Annotated in this window: 13 protein-coding genes; 9 read left to right on the top strand and 4 right to left on the bottom strand. The window is 40.0% G+C overall.

Annotated elements, in window-relative coordinates; translation table 11 throughout:
• Window positions 1–3: 3 nt before the first annotated feature.
• From H5180_RS14515 to mrcB, 3 genes are all read left to right on the top strand, one after another.
• Window positions 4–1233: an ammonium transporter gene (locus H5180_RS14515; protein WP_145241280.1), complete on the top strand. Its 1230-nt coding sequence runs from the start codon at window positions 4–6 to the stop codon at window positions 1231–1233.
• Window positions 1234–1409: 176 nt separating this feature from the next.
• Complete coding sequence (locus H5180_RS14510) at window positions 1410–1571, top strand: YqaE/Pmp3 family membrane protein (protein ID WP_145241282.1); 162 nt, start codon at window positions 1410–1412, stop codon at window positions 1569–1571.
• Between the two features lie 411 nt (window positions 1572–1982).
• Window positions 1983–4331 (top strand): penicillin-binding protein 1B, encoded by a 2349-nt coding sequence (gene mrcB / locus H5180_RS14505; protein ID WP_145241284.1) that lies wholly within the window; start codon window positions 1983–1985, stop codon window positions 4329–4331.
• A gap of 71 nt (window positions 4332–4402) precedes the next feature.
• Here mrcB and hemL read toward each other — a convergent pair whose 3' ends face one another.
• From hemL to H5180_RS14485, 4 genes are all read right to left on the bottom strand, one after another.
• Window positions 4403–5683 (bottom strand): glutamate-1-semialdehyde 2,1-aminomutase, encoded by a 1281-nt coding sequence (gene hemL / locus H5180_RS14500; protein ID WP_182758454.1) that lies wholly within the window; start codon window positions 5681–5683, stop codon window positions 4403–4405.
• A gap of 29 nt (window positions 5684–5712) precedes the next feature.
• Complete coding sequence (locus tag H5180_RS14495; protein WP_145241288.1) at window positions 5713–6729, bottom strand: aspartate carbamoyltransferase; 1017 nt, start codon at window positions 6727–6729, stop codon at window positions 5713–5715.
• Window positions 6730–6865: 136 nt separating this feature from the next.
• Complete coding sequence (locus H5180_RS14490; protein WP_145241290.1) at window positions 6866–7300, bottom strand: CopD family protein; 435 nt, start codon at window positions 7298–7300, stop codon at window positions 6866–6868.
• Window positions 7301–7319: 19 nt separating this feature from the next.
• Entirely contained in the window at window positions 7320–9002 is a 1683-nt protein-coding gene (locus H5180_RS14485; protein WP_145241292.1) for a chloride channel protein, read from the bottom strand.
• Window positions 9003–9460: 458 nt separating this feature from the next.
• On the opposite strand from H5180_RS14485, the gene H5180_RS14480 reads away from it, so the two are divergent.
• From H5180_RS14480 to H5180_RS14455, 6 genes are all read left to right on the top strand, one after another.
• A complete protein-coding gene (locus tag H5180_RS14480; protein WP_145241294.1) occupies window positions 9461–10294 on the top strand; it encodes a MipA/OmpV family protein in 834 nt (277 codons plus the stop codon).
• Window positions 10295–10305: 11 nt separating this feature from the next.
• Complete coding sequence (locus tag H5180_RS14475; protein ID WP_259398234.1) at window positions 10306–10737, top strand: DUF3019 domain-containing protein; 432 nt, start codon at window positions 10306–10308, stop codon at window positions 10735–10737.
• A gap of 26 nt (window positions 10738–10763) precedes the next feature.
• Complete coding sequence (locus H5180_RS14470; RefSeq protein ID WP_182731507.1) at window positions 10764–11453, top strand: winged helix-turn-helix domain-containing protein; 690 nt, start codon at window positions 10764–10766, stop codon at window positions 11451–11453.
• 1 nt (window position 11454) lies between these two features.
• On the top strand, window positions 11455–12747 hold the full coding sequence (locus H5180_RS14465) for an ATP-binding protein (RefSeq protein WP_182758453.1): 1293 nt from the start codon (window positions 11455–11457) through the stop codon (window positions 12745–12747).
• A gap of 474 nt (window positions 12748–13221) precedes the next feature.
• On the top strand, window positions 13222–14901 hold the full coding sequence (locus H5180_RS14460; protein ID WP_182758452.1) for a phosphoethanolamine transferase: 1680 nt from the start codon (window positions 13222–13224) through the stop codon (window positions 14899–14901).
• A complete protein-coding gene (locus H5180_RS14455) occupies window positions 14898–16601 on the top strand; it encodes a ShlB/FhaC/HecB family hemolysin secretion/activation protein (protein ID WP_182758451.1) in 1704 nt (567 codons plus the stop codon). The genes H5180_RS14460 and H5180_RS14455 overlap by 4 nt, the downstream gene beginning before the upstream one ends.
• The last annotated feature ends 29 nt before the right edge of the window (window positions 16602–16630 follow it).

Below are 16630 nucleotides of genomic sequence, written 5' to 3'. Positions count from 1 at the left end.
TTTATGGAAAACACGATCGTAGAACTCAAGTTTTCGTTAGATACATTTTATTTTTTAATGTCGGGTATTTTAGTAATGTGGATGGCAGCAGGTTTTGCCATGCTCGAAGCGGGCTTAGTGCGTTCAAAAAATACCACTGAAATTTTAACTAAGAACGTGGCGCTCTATGCCATCGCATGTACCATGTTCTTACTAGTTGGCTACAACATTATGTATGTAGACAACGCTGAAGGTGGCTTAATTCCATCTCTAGGTGGGCTTATTGGCACCCAAGCCGCTGATGCTAATCATTCTTTAGAATCTGACTTTTTCTTTCAAGTCGTATTTGTTGCAACCGCTATGTCGATTGTATCGGGTGCGGTTGCTGAACGCATGAAGTTGTGGGCTTTTCTAGCCTTTGCGGTAGTGTTAACTGGTTTTATCTACCCAGTTGAAGGTTACTGGACATGGGGCGGCGGTTTCTTATCTGAAATGGGTTTTGTTGATTTTGCAGGCTCTGCCATTGTTCACGGCACAGGCGCTGCTGCAGCACTTGCCGGTGTATTAATGCTCGGCGCTCGCAAAGGAAAATATGGTAAAAATGGTGAAATTTATCCAATTCCAGGCTCTAACTTACCATTGGCTACATTAGGTACATTTATTTTATGGATGGGTTGGTTCGGCTTTAATGGTGGTTCACAATTACTTATCTCTGATGCTGAAAACGCGACTGCAGTAGGTAAAATATTGTTAAATACTAACGCTGCTGCGGCAACCGGTGCCATTGCTTCACTGTTTGTTTGTAAAGTGTTGTGGGGTAAAGCAGATTTAACTATGGTACTTAATGGTGCGCTTGCTGGCTTGGTTGTTATCACTGCTGATCCATTATCACCGTCACCTTTACTTGCTTGCTTACTGGGTATTTTAGGTGGTTCATTAGTGGTGTTTAGCATTGTAGCACTAGACAAAGTTAAAATTGATGACCCTGTAGGTGCTATTTCAGTGCACGGTGTGTGCGGTATCTTGGGTATTCTCTTAGTGCCAGTATCAAATACTGATGCAACCCTAGTGAACCAGTTAATTGGCTTAGTATGTATCTTAGGTTTTGTATTTATTGCTTCACTTATTGTGTGGACAATACTTAAGAAAACCATGGGTATCCGGGTAACAGAGGAAGAAGAACTAAACGGTATGGATCAACACGATTGTGGCATTGATGCTTACCCTGAGTTTGTTTCGGTACGTAGTAACTAATTAAAAGTAAAAAGTTTTAAAATCATTGTGTGTTCAATACAAAGCCCTAATTTAGATTAGGGCTTTTTTTGTACTTACGCAGAGGCTAAATTGTTTTAATTAAAGTTTATTAAAACAGCAAAAATCACAATAAGTAACTATGCTTAAAATTAGTCCAACTACAAATAAGGTTAAGCATGGATAACAAACTATTACTGATTATTTTGTCTATATTCTTACCACCTGTTGCTGTGTTTTTGAAAGCGGGTGTGGGTAAAGATTTGATTATTAATATTGTCTTGTGCTTTATATTTTTTATACCGGCAATGATCCACTCATTGTGGTTGTGTACACGCTAAAATTAAGCCACCGCAACTGAGGTTAAAAGATTTAATGCCCAAAGTTCGGAGCAAGTAGTTTCAGTCAAGGTTAATTTTGCAGGTGTAATATACCCAAACCACCTCAAGAAGCGAGTTTCAGTTGGAATTAAAAGCGATTTAGGTAAGGCATTGATTGCAAGTAATAGTGGTTCTATTGCTAAAATCAATAACGCAGTATAAATCGCATTTAAACCAACCCCTTGGGCGTTTCACAGGAACTTACTCTCAGCGTTGTTACTTCTTAAAAGGGATTACCATTCTTGCAAAGTAACGCCTTGATATTAAGCCCCTGTGAAACGCTGAATTCTGCATCTTGAGGTGGCTTGGGTATATAGCTATATGCTAAGCTCGCACCTGCAAATTTAACTCTGGAAATAAATAGCAACGTCAATGGCTGATAAAAAAGACTCCCGCTCCACTAAAACTCCATCAAAACGCCCAGCAAAGAAAGCACCAAGCACAGCGTCTAAGTCGGTGAAAAAAACTTCGACTAAAAATACGTCTGCAGCGAATATAAAAAAACGTGGAATTGGTCGCAAAGTCTGGTCTATTTTTTGGAAACTAAGCTTAGCTGGTATTGTTGCGATGGGCTTATATTTAATTTATCTAGATGCCAAAATTACGCGTCAATTTGAAGGTAATAAATGGCAATTACCAGCACAAGTTTATGCACGAGCAATGGGTTTTTACCCAGGACAATTCTTATCTAGCCAAGAAGTGGTGTGGGAGCTTGATAGGCTAAACTATTCATCGGTCAATCAGTTAAGTCGAACTGGTCAGTATGTAAAAGCGGGCGATAGTATTAAAATCTTCCGTCGTGAATTTGAATTTTATGATGGCTTAGAGCAAGCACAGGTTATTGAGTTACGCTTTGCAGGACAAAAACTCGCGAGTATTAAAGATAAGTTTGGCAGGCGTTTAAACAATGCTCGATTAGAGCCAGTACAAATTGCGCGCATAGGCAATGATTCAAAACAAGATCGAGAGTTTGTGCCGTTGGATAAATTCCCGCCGATGCTTACAGATACATTATTAGTGGTTGAAGATCAGAACTTTTATCAGCACCACGGTGTATCCGTGTTTTCGATTATGCGGGCTTTATACAGCAATATTAAAGCAGGGCGTACAGTTCAAGGCGGTAGTACGTTAACCCAGCAGCTGGCAAAAAATATTTATTTAACCCGTGATCGTACGCTGGTCCGTAAATTTAACGAAGCGTTGATCGCGTTAATTTTAGATTATCGCTATTCAAAAGATCAAATTTTAGAAGCTTATCTAAACGAAGTATACCTTGGTCAATCGTATAACCAAGGTGTGCATGGCATGGGCTTAGCTTCTGAGTTTTACTTCTCTAAGCCTGTTGATGAGCTTGAATTCGATCAAATTGCACTACTCGTTGCGATGGTGAAAGGCCCTTCATATTATAATCCACGCCGTTATCCTGAACGCACTATGGAACGTCGTGATTTAGTGCTACGTTTGATGGTTGATAATAAATTAATTGATACCCGCGAATACCGTGCTGCATTAAAGCGGCCAATTGATATTGCACCTATGAAAGACAGCTTGCCTAAATCGTATCCTGGTTATTTAGAGCTGGTGGATCGTGAGCTGAAAAAATTACTACCGGACCAAGAAGTACTCGATGCGGGCGTGCGTGTATTCACTTACTTTGATCTCCAAAAACAAGCGGCAATGGAAGAGGCAATTGAAAAAAGCCTACCTTACCTTGAAAAACGCGCCACGACAGAGCAGCTTGAAGCGGCGATGATCTCAGTGAATGTAGAGAAAGGCGGTATATCTGCTTTAGTTGCGGGACGCGATCCGCGCTTTTTAGGTTTTAACCGCGTACTTGATACTAAGCGCAACATAGGCTCGTTAGTTAAACCGGCTGTGTATTTAACAGCTTTGGGTTTACCGCACTATAACTTAGCTACTTTGTTAGATGACTCGCCAGTACAAGTGACTAATGAGCAAGGCAAAGTATGGCAACCAGAGAATTTTGATCATCAATATCGCGGTATGCTGCCACTATATAAAGCGTTTAGTCAAAGTATCAATATTCCTGCGGTCAACTTGGGGCTTGATGTCGGGGTTGATAAAGTAGCGAACACACTCAATAAACTCGGCGCTAAAGAGCAAATATCACATTATCCATCATTACTGCTTGGTGCCGTTGAAATGTCGAGCTTTGAAGTCGCACAGCTTTATACCACGTTGGCGGCTGATGGCGAATACCGTCAATTAACATCTATTTCGGCATTAACCGACTCTGTTGGGCGTGTGCTTTATCAGCACCAAGTTAGTTCTGAACCGCGTTTTGATAAAGCCGCTGTTTATATGACTAAATACGCGATGAAGCGAGTCACCAAAGATGGCACTGCTAAACGTTTAAATGCCCATTTCCCATCAATTCAGCTGGCTGGTAAAACGGGCACCAGTAATGATCTACGTGATAGTTGGTATGCAGGGTTTGATCAAAATACAGTAACCGTTGCTTGGCTTGGTCGTGATGATAATAAAAGTACAGGCTTAACGGGTAGTGTTGGTGCATTAGAAACGTATATTCGTTATCTTAAGCCGCTCAACCCTGAGGCAATAGCAGATACTCGTCCGCCTTCAATTCGCTGGGCTTTTATTAATGAATTAACGGGTAAGCAAGCGCCACCGGGCTGCGGTAAAGTAATTCAACTGCCACTTAGAGCCAGTGAATTTGAGCCAAGGCCTAGCTGTCAGTAAAGTAATTACTGGAGCAGGTATTTATTTTAGACATAAAAAAAGCCCTTGCGGGCTTTTTTATGTTTAATAGTTTAAAGCTTAGCAAAAGCTCTTTTTGCTGCTGCAATTGTATCGGCAATTTCTTGCTCAGAGTGTTCAGAGCAAACAAAACCAGCTTCAAATGCTGATGGCGCTAAATACACGCCTTCTTCAAGCATCAAGTGAAAGAACTTTTTAAAGCGTTCTAAATCGCAATGGGTAGCTTGTTGGTAAGTGGTTACTTTCTCTTGTTCAGTAAAGAAGAAACCATACATACCACCGGCATAGTTAGTTGTAAGAGCAATCCCTGCAGCTTTTGCTGCGGCTTCAAAACCTTCACAGATTGCTTTACTTTTTGCTTCAAGATCAGCATGTAGTCCTTCAACGCACAGTAACTCTAGCGATTTTAGACCCGCAGCCATGGCAATTGGGTTACCTGATAAAGTGCCTGCTTGATAAACTGGGCCAACAGGAGCGATGTAATCCATGATCTCAGTTTTACCGCCGAACGCGCCTACTGGCATGCCGCCGCCAATCACTTTACCTAAACAGGTTAAGTCTGGAATGATGTTGTAATAGGCTTGTGCACCACCTAGGGCTACGCGAAAGCCGGTCATTACTTCATCAAAAATAAGCACTGATTTATATTCATCACATACTGCACGCAGGCCTTCTAAAAAGCCTGGTACTGGTGGAATACAGTTCATGTTACCAGCAACTGGCTCTACGATAATACAGGCGATTTCGTCAGCGTATTTGGCAAAAATAGCTTTTACTTCATCAAGGTTATTAAACGAAACAGTTAATGTATGTTTGGCAAAATCTTCAGGGATACCTGGCGAGTTTGGTACGCCCATAGTCAATGCGCCAGAACCCGCTTTCACTAATAATGAATCAGCATGTCCGTGGTAACAGCCTTCAAACTTTAAAATTTTATCGCGGCCAGTAAAGCCGCGAGCAAGGCGAATTGCACTCATGGTCGCTTCTGTGCCAGAACTTACCATACGAACTTTTTCGATTGATGGTACTAGCTCTTTTACTTTTTCAGCCATTAGAATTTCAGCTTCTGTTGGCGCACCGTAACTTAGGCCATTTTCTACCGCATCAAGCACTGCTTGTTTGATAGCTGGGTGATTATGACCCATGATCATCGGGCCCCATGAGCCAACATAATCAATATAACGGTTGCCGTCAGCATCAAATGTAAATGGGCCTTGGGCTTTGGTAATAAATAGCGGTGTGCCGCCAACGCCATTAAATGCACGTACTGGAGAGTTAACGCCACCGGGAATCGATTGTTGTGCGCGGGCAAATAAATCTTGGCTAATTGTCATAAAAAATCCTATTAGTTGTCACGTTAAAATTAACTATCGCGTTTACGGCTAAACCAAGGCACAGCAACTTCGTATTGCTCTACTTTATCGGCAACATCGAGTGTCAATGCAAACAGCGCCATGCGAATTAACACGCCATTTTGTACTTGGCGGAAAATAGCTAAATTGTCATTAAGGTTTAAATCGTTATCAAGCTCATTGGCTTCTATACGACTATCGCGTGGTAATGGGTGCATTAACACGGAGTTTGGTTTGCAGTGGGTGTTATAAATTGATTGGCTAATTCTAAAACCACCACGGTATTTATTGGCTTCTTCTTGCGATGGGAAGCGTTCTTCTTGGATACGGGTTTGATAGACGATATCGGCGGCTAAGTTACCTTCCATTTTATCGACGATTTCAATTTTATGGCCCGCATTATCGACGGCATCAAGAATATAGCTAGGCATTTGTAAGCCATCAGGTGCCACCATCGAAAATTTTATATCTTTATAATGACATAATAATTTTGATAATGAATGCACGGTACGACCGTATTTTAAATCACCAACAAGGGCGATATGCATACCATCTATTTTTTGATCGAAGCGATGTAACTCACGCTCAATTGTCAATAAATCAAGTAATGCTTGAGTTGGATGCTCGTTAGGGCCATCGCCACCATTGATCACCGGCACTGAGCAGCCAGTAGCAAATTCAGCCACTGAGCCTGCATCAGGATGGCGCATAGCGACCGCATCGGCGTAAGCTGAAATAACGCGCGCGGTATCGTATAAAGACTCGCCTTTGGCTAATGCAGAGCTTTGCATCCCCGTTGTTTCTCGAACCAAACCACCTAATAAATTAAAGGCTGTACCAAAGCTTACGCGGGTACGGGTACTTGGCTCAAAGAATAAGTTTGCTAAGATTGCGCCTTCTAATACATTGGTGCGTTTTTGCTTTTTAGCATACGGCTCCATTTTTTTGGCTACTGCAAAAATACGTTCAATACAGTCGCGATCGAGCTGATTGACAGAAAGAATATTTTCACCTTGGAAACTTAACATGGGGGCTGTTCCTATCACATTGAAAAGGGGCGCGATCAACCATCATCGATGGGCACGCAATCGCGCGATATTATACCCAAACCACCTCAAGAAGCGAGTTTCTGCATCTTGAAGTGGTTTGGGTATATAGCAAATTTTACAAGCTGGGTTTAGTTATAGCTAAAAATACGATGACTAATAGCACTAATACCGGTAGTTCGTTAAAAATACGATAAAAGCGGTGGCTGCGAGTATTACGGTCGTGTTTAAAGTCCGCTAGTAATTTAAAACAATAGCCATGGTAAATGTATAGCACGATCACTAATACTAGTTTGTAGTGCATCCACATGCTGTATTTAAACCAGTCGCGGCCATATTCAACAATTGTCAGCACGCCAAACACCGCCGTTAGTACTGCAAATGGCGTCACAAAATACAGTAACCGTCGCTCCATCACTTTGAGCATGGAGTTACAGGACTTTTCTTCGCTCATAGCGTGATAAACAAAGAGGCGGGGTAAGTAAAATATGCCAGCAAACCAGGCAATCATAAAAAATACATGTAAGGCTTTATAGATCAGTAGCGCGCTCATAATGTTCTCTTATTGTTAGTTACAGTAAGCTATTACGTATGGTAAGAATGTGGCGGATCTGATCCCAGCGCATTATTCCCATAATTTGTTGATTATCGAGTAAGTTATAAATATACACAGCTCCGCTGCGCTTATCTTTTAATACATCAAACACATCGGCCAAAGTAGCTTGACTGCTGATCCCTTGCAAGCTGATGTAGTTAATCGAAATATTTTGATCTGACATTAAACTTAAATCATATTCTGCAAGGCGATAACCATTTTCAGGATCATAAACAATTAACGGGGTTTGGCTATCAACAGCATTTAAGGTGCTTTCTATTTGTTCTTTATCATCTGAATAGAGTAGTTTGAAGTTTTCATCCATCTCGTCCATCACCCCGACTTTTTGCAGTGCTTCGGTGGCAGGGGAGACATGATAGGCTAAACCTTGAAAGTCGAGCTGCTGTAAAAATATCGACCGATTGCCAAATACTTGTAATGCGGTGACGTATGCCGCTGAGATAACTAACATGGCCGGCACGATTATTTCAGGACTTGAGGTTAACTCCATTACCGTAGTTAAAGCAGCCAGTGGAGCATGTAAGGTGGCAGCTAATAAGCCTGCCATGCCTAAGACGCTATAAGTACCAGAGATATCAACGCCGGGACTAATAAATTGTGCAAAAAAGGCCATTAAAGTGCCCATCAGTACGCCTAAACCAATCACTGGGCCAATGATCCCGCCGGGAATACCCAAGCCAATGGCAAATAATGTCGCCAGTAATTTAGCAATTAAAATAGTGGTTAATAGTTGCACATCATCAGGGCTTTCTACGGCCAAAGTTATTGCACTCATACCAGAACCCATCGCTTGTGGCACCATATAAGCAATGCCGCCAGCAATCAGACCTGCCAGCAATAAACGTGGAAACATACTCAAAGGTTTGAAGGTACGAATGATCAACATTAGATTTTGGTTAAAAGCATAAGCAACCGCGCCCAAAGCCATACCAAACAGGATTAAAAATGGATAGTGCCAGCCACTTAATGCCGTCACTGTGATCAGTGCTAATTCTGATGCGTCACCAAATACAAACTGCGTCGCCAGTGCACCAGTGACTGCAGCGAGCATTATTGGCACAAATATATGTACTTTGTATTCCCTAAGCACCACTTCCATCACAAAAATAACAGCTGCAAGTGGTGTATTAAATGATGCGGCAATACCAGCTGCAACCCCGCAACCGCTGAGTGTCCGCATGGCGTTATGAGGCAAATGTAATTTATCGGCCAGCAAACTTGCACCGGTTGCGCCCATATGTACAGATGGCCCTTCACGGCCAACCGAGAAACCACTGATCAATGCCAGTGCACCACCGACAAATTGATTTACCGTGTTGTATAACGGCATTTGCCCGTAATGGCGTTTAATACGGTGAATAACAAAGGGAATACCTAATCGATAATGTTTAAAACCAGTCAAAGCAGCAAATAGCGCAATTAAAAAGGCAGCAATAATAGGCATTAAAACCCGCTCAAGAGGCGGTAAGGTAGTAAAATCGTCAGGATTTTCAAGGAACAAACCTTGGAAAAATAGAATCGTTAAGCGAAATAGAATGATCAAAAACGCCGCAATGAGTCCAGCACTTACGCCGAGTAAGCACAATTGCACCGATGTTTTTGGCTTTGCCAAGCGACGCCTAAGCGTTTCAAGCCACATGCATATTTCCTCGCCACCTATTTCAGCGGGCAGTTTATCAAAAGTGTGACAGTAAGTCCTTTTGATTTTAGAATTATCTACACATAACCAAGGATTTACTCTTGGTTAAATTAGTGGGCCGAGTGATGACTAGAGGCCCGATATTAGTAATGAAAGAAAATATTTTACAGGTCATATTAAAAGTAAAAGTTAGGTCGCAGCTCTATCGATCAGTTATAGCTGCACCGCCATCTTCCTAGCAAAACTTCTTATTAGCTTAATTTAGGTTTATCAATTGTACTTAAGCAATTTTTTAAATTGATTAGATTAACTAGGTTGTTTATTATTTAGGTACTTTTATTTTAGCTAATGTAATCTTAGAGTCTACATTTTGTTACATACTCAGCATCTTGATACGTTTTTTTAGGTATCAAAGAATATAATGGATGGGTGATTAATCAATAAGGAAGTCGGCGTAAATGTATTCACCGCTCAAACACCTACTAGTCGTTATTTTATTATTTTGTTTTTCGTCTTTTAGTTATGCCGCAGACTTAACAAGAGAGATTGGTTTAAATATCGATAAAAGCAGTGAGCCTGAAAATTTTTTTGAAGTCGGTTTAGGACTAAATGCTTTTAATCGTTCAATTATTAATGTTGATGATAAAGAAGATCTTGATATCGGTATCACACTCATCGGAAGTTATAATTGGCATAACTTTTTTGTCGATTTTGCCAACCAAGCGCCTGATTCACTTGTTTTTGGCTACACCGCATACAATAGAGAAAACTGGTCATTCGATGTTATTTTAACAGGACCAGGCTCAGGGTTAAGAAAAAAAGAAAACCAAGTTAATTTTGAAGGTATAGAAGAGCGGGATGTGAACACTATGATCGGAGGTCGATTAACGGGCTACATTGGTGAAAATGTTGTGCAATTGACTCTTAAACAAGGTTTAACGAGCAGAAATGGCGGTGCTGTAGCCTCTGCTCTCATTGGTCGCAACTGGCAAATAAGAAACTTGAACTTTCATAGCATTTTCGCGCTGTCGTTTCGCCAAGCCAAGCTTAATGACTATTATTATGGCGTTTCAGAAGAAGAAGCTGCAAGGACTAATTTTGCAGCATATGACGGCAAATCCTCCCTCAATTTTGATTCATCAATAGGCTTAACTTATCCTATTTCAGAAAACGTATTGCTGCGTGCAGAAGTTTTCTTTGGTTCGGAATTCGGTTACAACGAAAGCCCGCTATTTAGTAAGCAACAAGACTTTTATACTGGTATAAGTTCAAGCATTAGTTATGTATTTTAAGTGGATAAACAATGACGCTAACTAATCAAACAAGCTTACAGAGTAAACTTATTATTTACTTGGGCTTATTTTTTCTGTTTCAGTTGGCAATGAGTAGTGCATACGCAGCGAACCATTCGCGCAAAGAAAACGAATTACTTGTTACACCTAAGCGTTGTGTTGCACTGCGAAAAGGGCAAACGTGTTATCAGCAGGTTACTTTTAAATGGCATCAAGAAGAGCTTGGCGATTATTGCTTAGTCGAGCTGTCTGAGTTGCGTAACGTAGAATGTTGGACGCAAGTCAACAATGCTGAATTCAGTTTTGATTTTCAATCAGATTCAACTCGTCACTACGCGCTTCGAAAAAGTAAACAGAATAACAATATCGCTACGGTTATTATTACAGTGTCATGGGTATTTGAATCCTCTAAACGGCCTAAATCAAGGTGGAAGTTATTTTGATCGAACAGACAAATCCTCAGCATATAATGTTAGTTGAAGACGATATGTCTTTGGCCGAATGGTTTAGTGATTACTTAACTGAACATGGTTATTTGGTTACTTTAGTTAATCGGGGGGATATGGCGGTTGAATTAATCAAAAGCGATATTCCAGAACTTGTTGTGTTAGATATTATGTTGCCTGTAAAAGATGGTTTTGATGTATGCAAAGAAGTACGTAACTTTTATCATGGGCCTATTTTAATGATGACTGCCCGTGATGATGAAATGGACGAAGTTTTGGGGTTAGAATTAGGGGCTGATGATTATGTAACAAAACCGGTGAAACCACGGGTATTGCTATCTCGAATTAAAGCTTTGTTACGACGCTTAAAAACCCATCATAACACTGCAAATCTAACCGAAAATCATATACAAATTGGTCAGTTGAGTATTGATGCTAATTCTCGTGCTACTAGGCTACACGATCAGCCTGTTGCAATTTCATCTAACGAATTTGATTTACTTTGGTATCTAGCGCAATCTGCAGGTCAAGTTGTTAGCCGTGCGGAGCTGTTTAATCAACTCAGTGGTATTGATTATGACGGGTTTGATCGCCGTGTTGATATTATTGTATCTAGATTAAGAAAAAAGCTTGGTGATGATGCTAATAACCCATGCAGGATCAAAACTGTGTGGGGTAAAGGGTATTTATTTGTAGCAGACGCTTGGTCCTAATGTGAAGAAGCTGATCGTCTCATTAGTCGTTGTAATACTCTCTGCAATTATATTTTTAGGCTGGGGTTTAGATAGTTTTTTTAACGAGTATCAGCATAAAAAAAACACGGATGAATTTAGCCCTTATAGGCAAATAATTAACTCATTAGCAAATACGCTTGAAGAAACGGGTAACCTTGCACAATTTGTAAGCGCTTGGCAACAGCAAAACCAGCAACAACTAACACTAACGCCCATATCTGAATTTCCTTTACCTATTAGTTTGCGAGATAGTTTCAGTCAGGGCCATCCTCTGGTTCTTGAATCTGCTGAGTTGATCACCGTAAATAAGCTATTACAAACTCAGCAACAAGTATTGACGCTCAGTATCCCACAGCAAGGCAAGCAACAAGATAATCTCGCGCTACAAATTATTTTAACAACCATATTTTATTTGGGGGTTTTACTGTGTGCCTTTATTTGGCTTGGCCCTTTAATTAAACGATTACAGCTACTAAGAAATACGGCAAAACGCTTTGGTGAAGGTGATTTCTCTGCTCGTATTAATATTTCAAATTCGTCTTATATAATTGATATTGAAAATGAGTTTAATTTTATGGCGGAGCAGATAAATACTCTAATTAAGGATAACAAATTATTAAGTAACGCGGTGTCACATGATTTACGAACTCCATTAGCTCGATTACGCTTTGGTATTGAAGCCCTTGGCGAGACGAATAACCCAAAAAACAAAGAAAAGTATGTCCGTCATTTGAGTCGAGATATTCAAGAAATGGAAAATCTCGTTGCCGTTTTACTTAATTACGCCAGTTTAGAGCAGAAAATGATTAAAGTTAAACGCATGCCTCTAAACTTAAATGCTTTGATAAAATCAGCTGTGTGTAACCTTACTTCAAGTGATGCTTGTTCGGTTGCAATGGATATAGCCAAATTAGCCAAGGAAAATATAATCATTGATGGTGATGAGAATTATTTAGCAATGTTAATTAATAATCTACTTTCAAATGCACAGCAATATGCAGCTAAGTACGTGCGGATAACAACACAGCAAACATGTAATAGTGTGAGCATGTGTATTGAAGACGATGGCCCAGGCATTTCAAAAGAAATGTGCGAACACGTATTTAAACCGTTTACCAGAGGTGAAAGCGACACCGTTCAACAAGGTTATGGAATGGGGTTAGCTATTGTTGTTAGAGTTGCCGCATGGCATGGTGGCAAAGTGTCTATTAGTCAATCAGAAGTGTTAGGTGGAGCTAAGTTTAAGGTGGTTTTTAAGCGAGCATCACACTGATTAGACTTAAAAACTCATCGCTGCTAAGTACTGAACCTGAGCTTCGGATAATAAATCTATCATCAGCAGCTATTTTCAACGCTAACTGCGTTGAATTTACTTACAATAGGCGAGCTATTTACGCGTAAATTCGCCTTGTTCTCCCTGAAAACTTCCGGCTGAAGAATAAAAATATTCATTTTAAATCAATTTATTAGCAAGTATCTTAACCAAAGTTCAGGTTATTTAATTCACATATGGCGTTTCCTTTCTTAAAGTTTCATCATTTTGGCATACTTTGCAAAGAAGATGTTGTATCAGAGTGTCGTAATCAAAGTTAATTATTCCTCATAAATTACCGCAACAAATTTGTACATAAAGCTACATTCTAAAAGTTTTGAACGCACATCCGTACATGTTACAACATCTACATACAGCTCTGATTTTTTCATCAGGTTAAGCTATTTCCTAACAATGGAATGGGCTAAAAACAAGATGCAAAAAATTACATTTACTTATTTATTATCAAAGTTTTATTCACTAAATGAAACCATGGGGAAAGCTAAAGAGCAACGTATTATCTCTCCTTTTACTTTATTACTCAGCTGCTCAGTATTTATCGTTTTAATGGCAAATACAGTGTTCTTTGACAAACTCAACGCTTTATATTCTTGGCAAGAAAACTTGAGTTTTATTATCTCGTTAAGTCTGTTGCTTTTGAGTCTTATTCTTTTCGTGATGTTTGTTCTTAATATTTTACTACCCACCAAAGTCGTGGTGTTTGTGATGCTATTGATTGCTGCAATGGTTGATTATTATGGCGTTGTATTAGGGGTGCTGATTGACAAAACGATGATCCAAAATGTTGCTGAAACCAACCTCGCTGAAGCACAAGAAATAATTAATTTAGGATTGTTCAGTCGAGTTATATTTATGGCTATTTTACCCGCGGCTTTATTGTTATTTATACAAGTGAAAAATATCACTTGGTTACAACGACTGCGTCAACAGGCTATCAGTATTACCATGATTATGGTGTTGATCCCAATACTTATCGCGCCGTTTAGTGCGCAATACACCAGTTTTTTTCGTCTACATAAAGAGCTTCGTTATTACACTAATCCTTTATATCCAATTTACTCGGTATTCGATTATTTAGCAGAACAAACCGCATCACTAAACTCGAAACAGTTTATCAACCTCACGACACAGATAACTAAAAGTAGCAGCACGCGAAAACCTAAATTAATGATTTTAGTGGTCGGTGAAGCAGTAAGGGCTGACCACCTCAGTTTAAATGGTTATTCACGCGACACTACGCCAAATATGTCAAAGCAAGCGGGACTCATTAATTTTAGCCAAGTGAGTTCCTGCGGTACGTCAACAGCAGTGTCTGTGCCTTGTATGTTTTCATTTTTTGGTCGTGATGATTTTACTGTGAGCAAAGCTAAGTATACTCAAAACGTTCTTGATGTACTCGCTGCAAGTTCAGTGAGAGTAAGCTGGCGTGACAACAACTCTAGCTCAAAGGGTGTTGCCGATAGGCTGATGTATCAAAGCTATCGCAGTTCAGAGGTTAATACAGTATGTGATGTGGAATGCCGTGACGTTGGCATGTTGGTTAATTTACAGCAATACGTTGATCAACACACCCAAGACACCGTTATTGTTTTACACCAAATGGGTAATCACGGGCCTGCTTATTTTAAACGTTACCCGAACGAGTTTGAGTTTTTTACACCTGCTTGCCAATCAGCAGAGTTATCAGAGTGCAGTCAGCACGAAATAATTAATGCATATGACAATGCAATCCGCTATACAGATTATTTTTTGGCTGAAGTGATCAAGCTTCTGCAAGCCAATTCTGTGCAATATAACACCGCTATGCTGTATGTCAGTGATCATGGTGAGTCACTTGGTGAAAACGGGCTGTATTTACATGGTATGCCTTATGCTTTTGCGCCCGATGCACAAACACATGTCCCTATTATTTCTTGGTTTTCAGCTCCTTATATTGATATTGAAAAAACTAAAGCACATCAGGATGACGCTTATTCACATGACACCATTGCGAATACTCTACTGACCTTTTTTGAAGTTAATACCAACATTGCTGATGAGTTTAAAGTAACCCCGCCTCTTTTTTATCTAAAGCCGAAGGGGGACGATAAATGAACACTATAAAATTGTCTCAACAGTTGCACCATAGTGAGTTTAATATAGGTAGTGAGCTAAGCTCTCGATTTAAAAAGCTAATCAATCAAGGAATTAAAGCCAGCTTTATAGCGTTTTTTATTAATAGCTTTACTGTAAGTGGTCAGGAAGTTGAGTGCGCGTCAAAAGCTGATAGTGAAGAGTCTGTTACGATAGATAAGCTCACACTTATTAGCCATCCTGTATTTGATGAGAGTCAACCAGACAGCTTATATCTGCACAGTTTAGCTAACTGGTTACATATTAATACCCAACAGCATGTTGTGGAAAAGCTACTTCCTTTTGCTCAGGCTGACGTTATTTCTAGAGCGCAGTTTGCTGAGACTGAGCGCATACTTAATCAGTATTCGTTTTTGCGTAAAAGTCGAGTTAGCTTGATTGAGGATTGCGAGAGTCAGCAAGAAAATGAGCTTAAAGTTGAAACGTGGGATACTTGGTCACTAGTACCTTATATTAGTTTTGGTCGTCGTGCCGGCAATAATAAATATGCTTTTGGTTTTAAAGAAGATAATTTCTTAGGCTTAGGGGTTCATGCAGGTGTGCAATATAAAAAAGACCACCTGCGATCAGGCTATCAAGTTGCTTTTAGTATGCCGCTTAGTTTTCCTAAACAATCAACTGTTGAACTTGAATTTGCTGATAATGATGATGGACAAAAAACCTACCTTGCTTATTCAAAGCCCTTTTATCAGCAATCATCTAAGCAGCAACATTTGGCGTCAATACTCAAAGAAAATCGTCGTGACAGTATTTATCAAAATGGTGAGCTTGCATGGCAATTCTCTCATGAAGTTGAGCAGTCTACTTTAGCTTTCGGGCATTTAATAACTCAGCATCAATTAGGAGCGGTGCGAATGCATTTAGGGATCAACAAAGAGTTACATCGTTTTACAAGTTTGGATAGCGCGATATTAGCCGAATTACCTTCAGATAGAAGGTTCACCTTCCCTTGGATAGGTTTGGAATATAGCCAAGCAGATTATCAGATTTTCTCTAACATTCGCTTTATCGATCATCGTGAGGATATTAATTTAGGCTGGCAGTTAATAAGCAAAATAGGTGTAGATATTAGCTCATTAAATACTGATGAAAGCCAAGGTGTTCACCTTGAAAATATTTTATCCAAAGGTATGCAATGGCAAAACACGCTAATGCTGTTTTCTACAAATTACAAAGCTTATTGGCAGAGGGAGCAACCTGATCACCAACAAGTAGCAGCAGAGTTTGAATTGTATCAATACCTAACACCTCGTTGGGCCGGTTACTTTAAAGCGCAATGGCAAGCAGAAAAAAATCAATATCTTGATATACCGCTTGCTTTAGGTGGAGACACCGGAGTTCGTGGTTATGCAGAGCAATATCAACATGGTGAGCATTTATGGTCAGCAAGCGCCGAGCTGCGTTATAACCCCCATTGGGAGTTATATCAGTTGGTGAATGTTGCATGGGCAGCATTTGTCGATAGCGGTAAGGCGTGGGGGCAAACACCAGCAATTAATAGTAATGATACAACCTTACAGAGTATCGGTATTGGTGCAAGGTTGTTTTCATCTCATTCAAGTGAAGGCAATGTCGTTCATATGGATATTATTAAACCTCTTACGATGGGCCCTAATGTTGATAGTTGGCAGTGGCGGGTGCAAGTAAAACAAAGTCTTTAAATTCATTTTAACTATAATTAGGAATAACG

The sequence above is a fragment of the Pseudoalteromonas sp. SR41-4 genome, assembly GCF_014163985.1.
Taxonomy (GTDB): domain Bacteria; phylum Pseudomonadota; class Gammaproteobacteria; order Enterobacterales; family Alteromonadaceae; genus Pseudoalteromonas; species Pseudoalteromonas rhizosphaerae.
Note: the sequence above shows the minus strand (reverse complement) of the source record. Positions and strands in the feature narration are given on the sequence as shown.

What these genes read in the sequence shown, in the direction of transcription:
- H5180_RS14455 (WP_182758451.1), top strand. Translation starts at nt 14,898, where the DNA reads ATGAACACTATAAAATTGTCTCAACAGTTGCACCATAGTGAGTTTAAT.
- H5180_RS14515 (WP_145241280.1), top strand. Translation starts at nt 4, where the DNA reads ATGGAAAACACGATCGTAGAACTCAAGTTTTCGTTAGATACATTTTAT.
- mrcB (WP_145241284.1), top strand. Translation starts at nt 1,983, where the DNA reads ATGGCTGATAAAAAAGACTCCCGCTCCACTAAAACTCCATCAAAACGC.
- hemL (WP_182758454.1), bottom strand. Translation starts at nt 5,683, where the DNA reads ATGACAATTAGCCAAGATTTATTTGCCCGCGCACAACAATCGATTCCC.
- H5180_RS14495 (WP_145241288.1), bottom strand. Translation starts at nt 6,729, where the DNA reads ATGTTAAGTTTCCAAGGTGAAAATATTCTTTCTGTCAATCAGCTCGAT.
- H5180_RS14470 (WP_182731507.1), top strand. Translation starts at nt 10,764, where the DNA reads ATGTTAGTTGAAGACGATATGTCTTTGGCCGAATGGTTTAGTGATTAC.
- H5180_RS14510 (WP_145241282.1), top strand. Translation starts at nt 1,410, where the DNA reads ATGGATAACAAACTATTACTGATTATTTTGTCTATATTCTTACCACCT.
- H5180_RS14480 (WP_145241294.1), top strand. Translation starts at nt 9,461, where the DNA reads ATGTATTCACCGCTCAAACACCTACTAGTCGTTATTTTATTATTTTGT.
- H5180_RS14475 (WP_259398234.1), top strand. Translation starts at nt 10,306, where the DNA reads ATGACGCTAACTAATCAAACAAGCTTACAGAGTAAACTTATTATTTAC.
- H5180_RS14460 (WP_182758452.1), top strand. Translation starts at nt 13,222, where the DNA reads ATGCAAAAAATTACATTTACTTATTTATTATCAAAGTTTTATTCACTA.
- H5180_RS14485 (WP_145241292.1), bottom strand. Translation starts at nt 9,002, where the DNA reads ATGTGGCTTGAAACGCTTAGGCGTCGCTTGGCAAAGCCAAAAACATCG.
- H5180_RS14490 (WP_145241290.1), bottom strand. Translation starts at nt 7,300, where the DNA reads ATGAGCGCGCTACTGATCTATAAAGCCTTACATGTATTTTTTATGATT.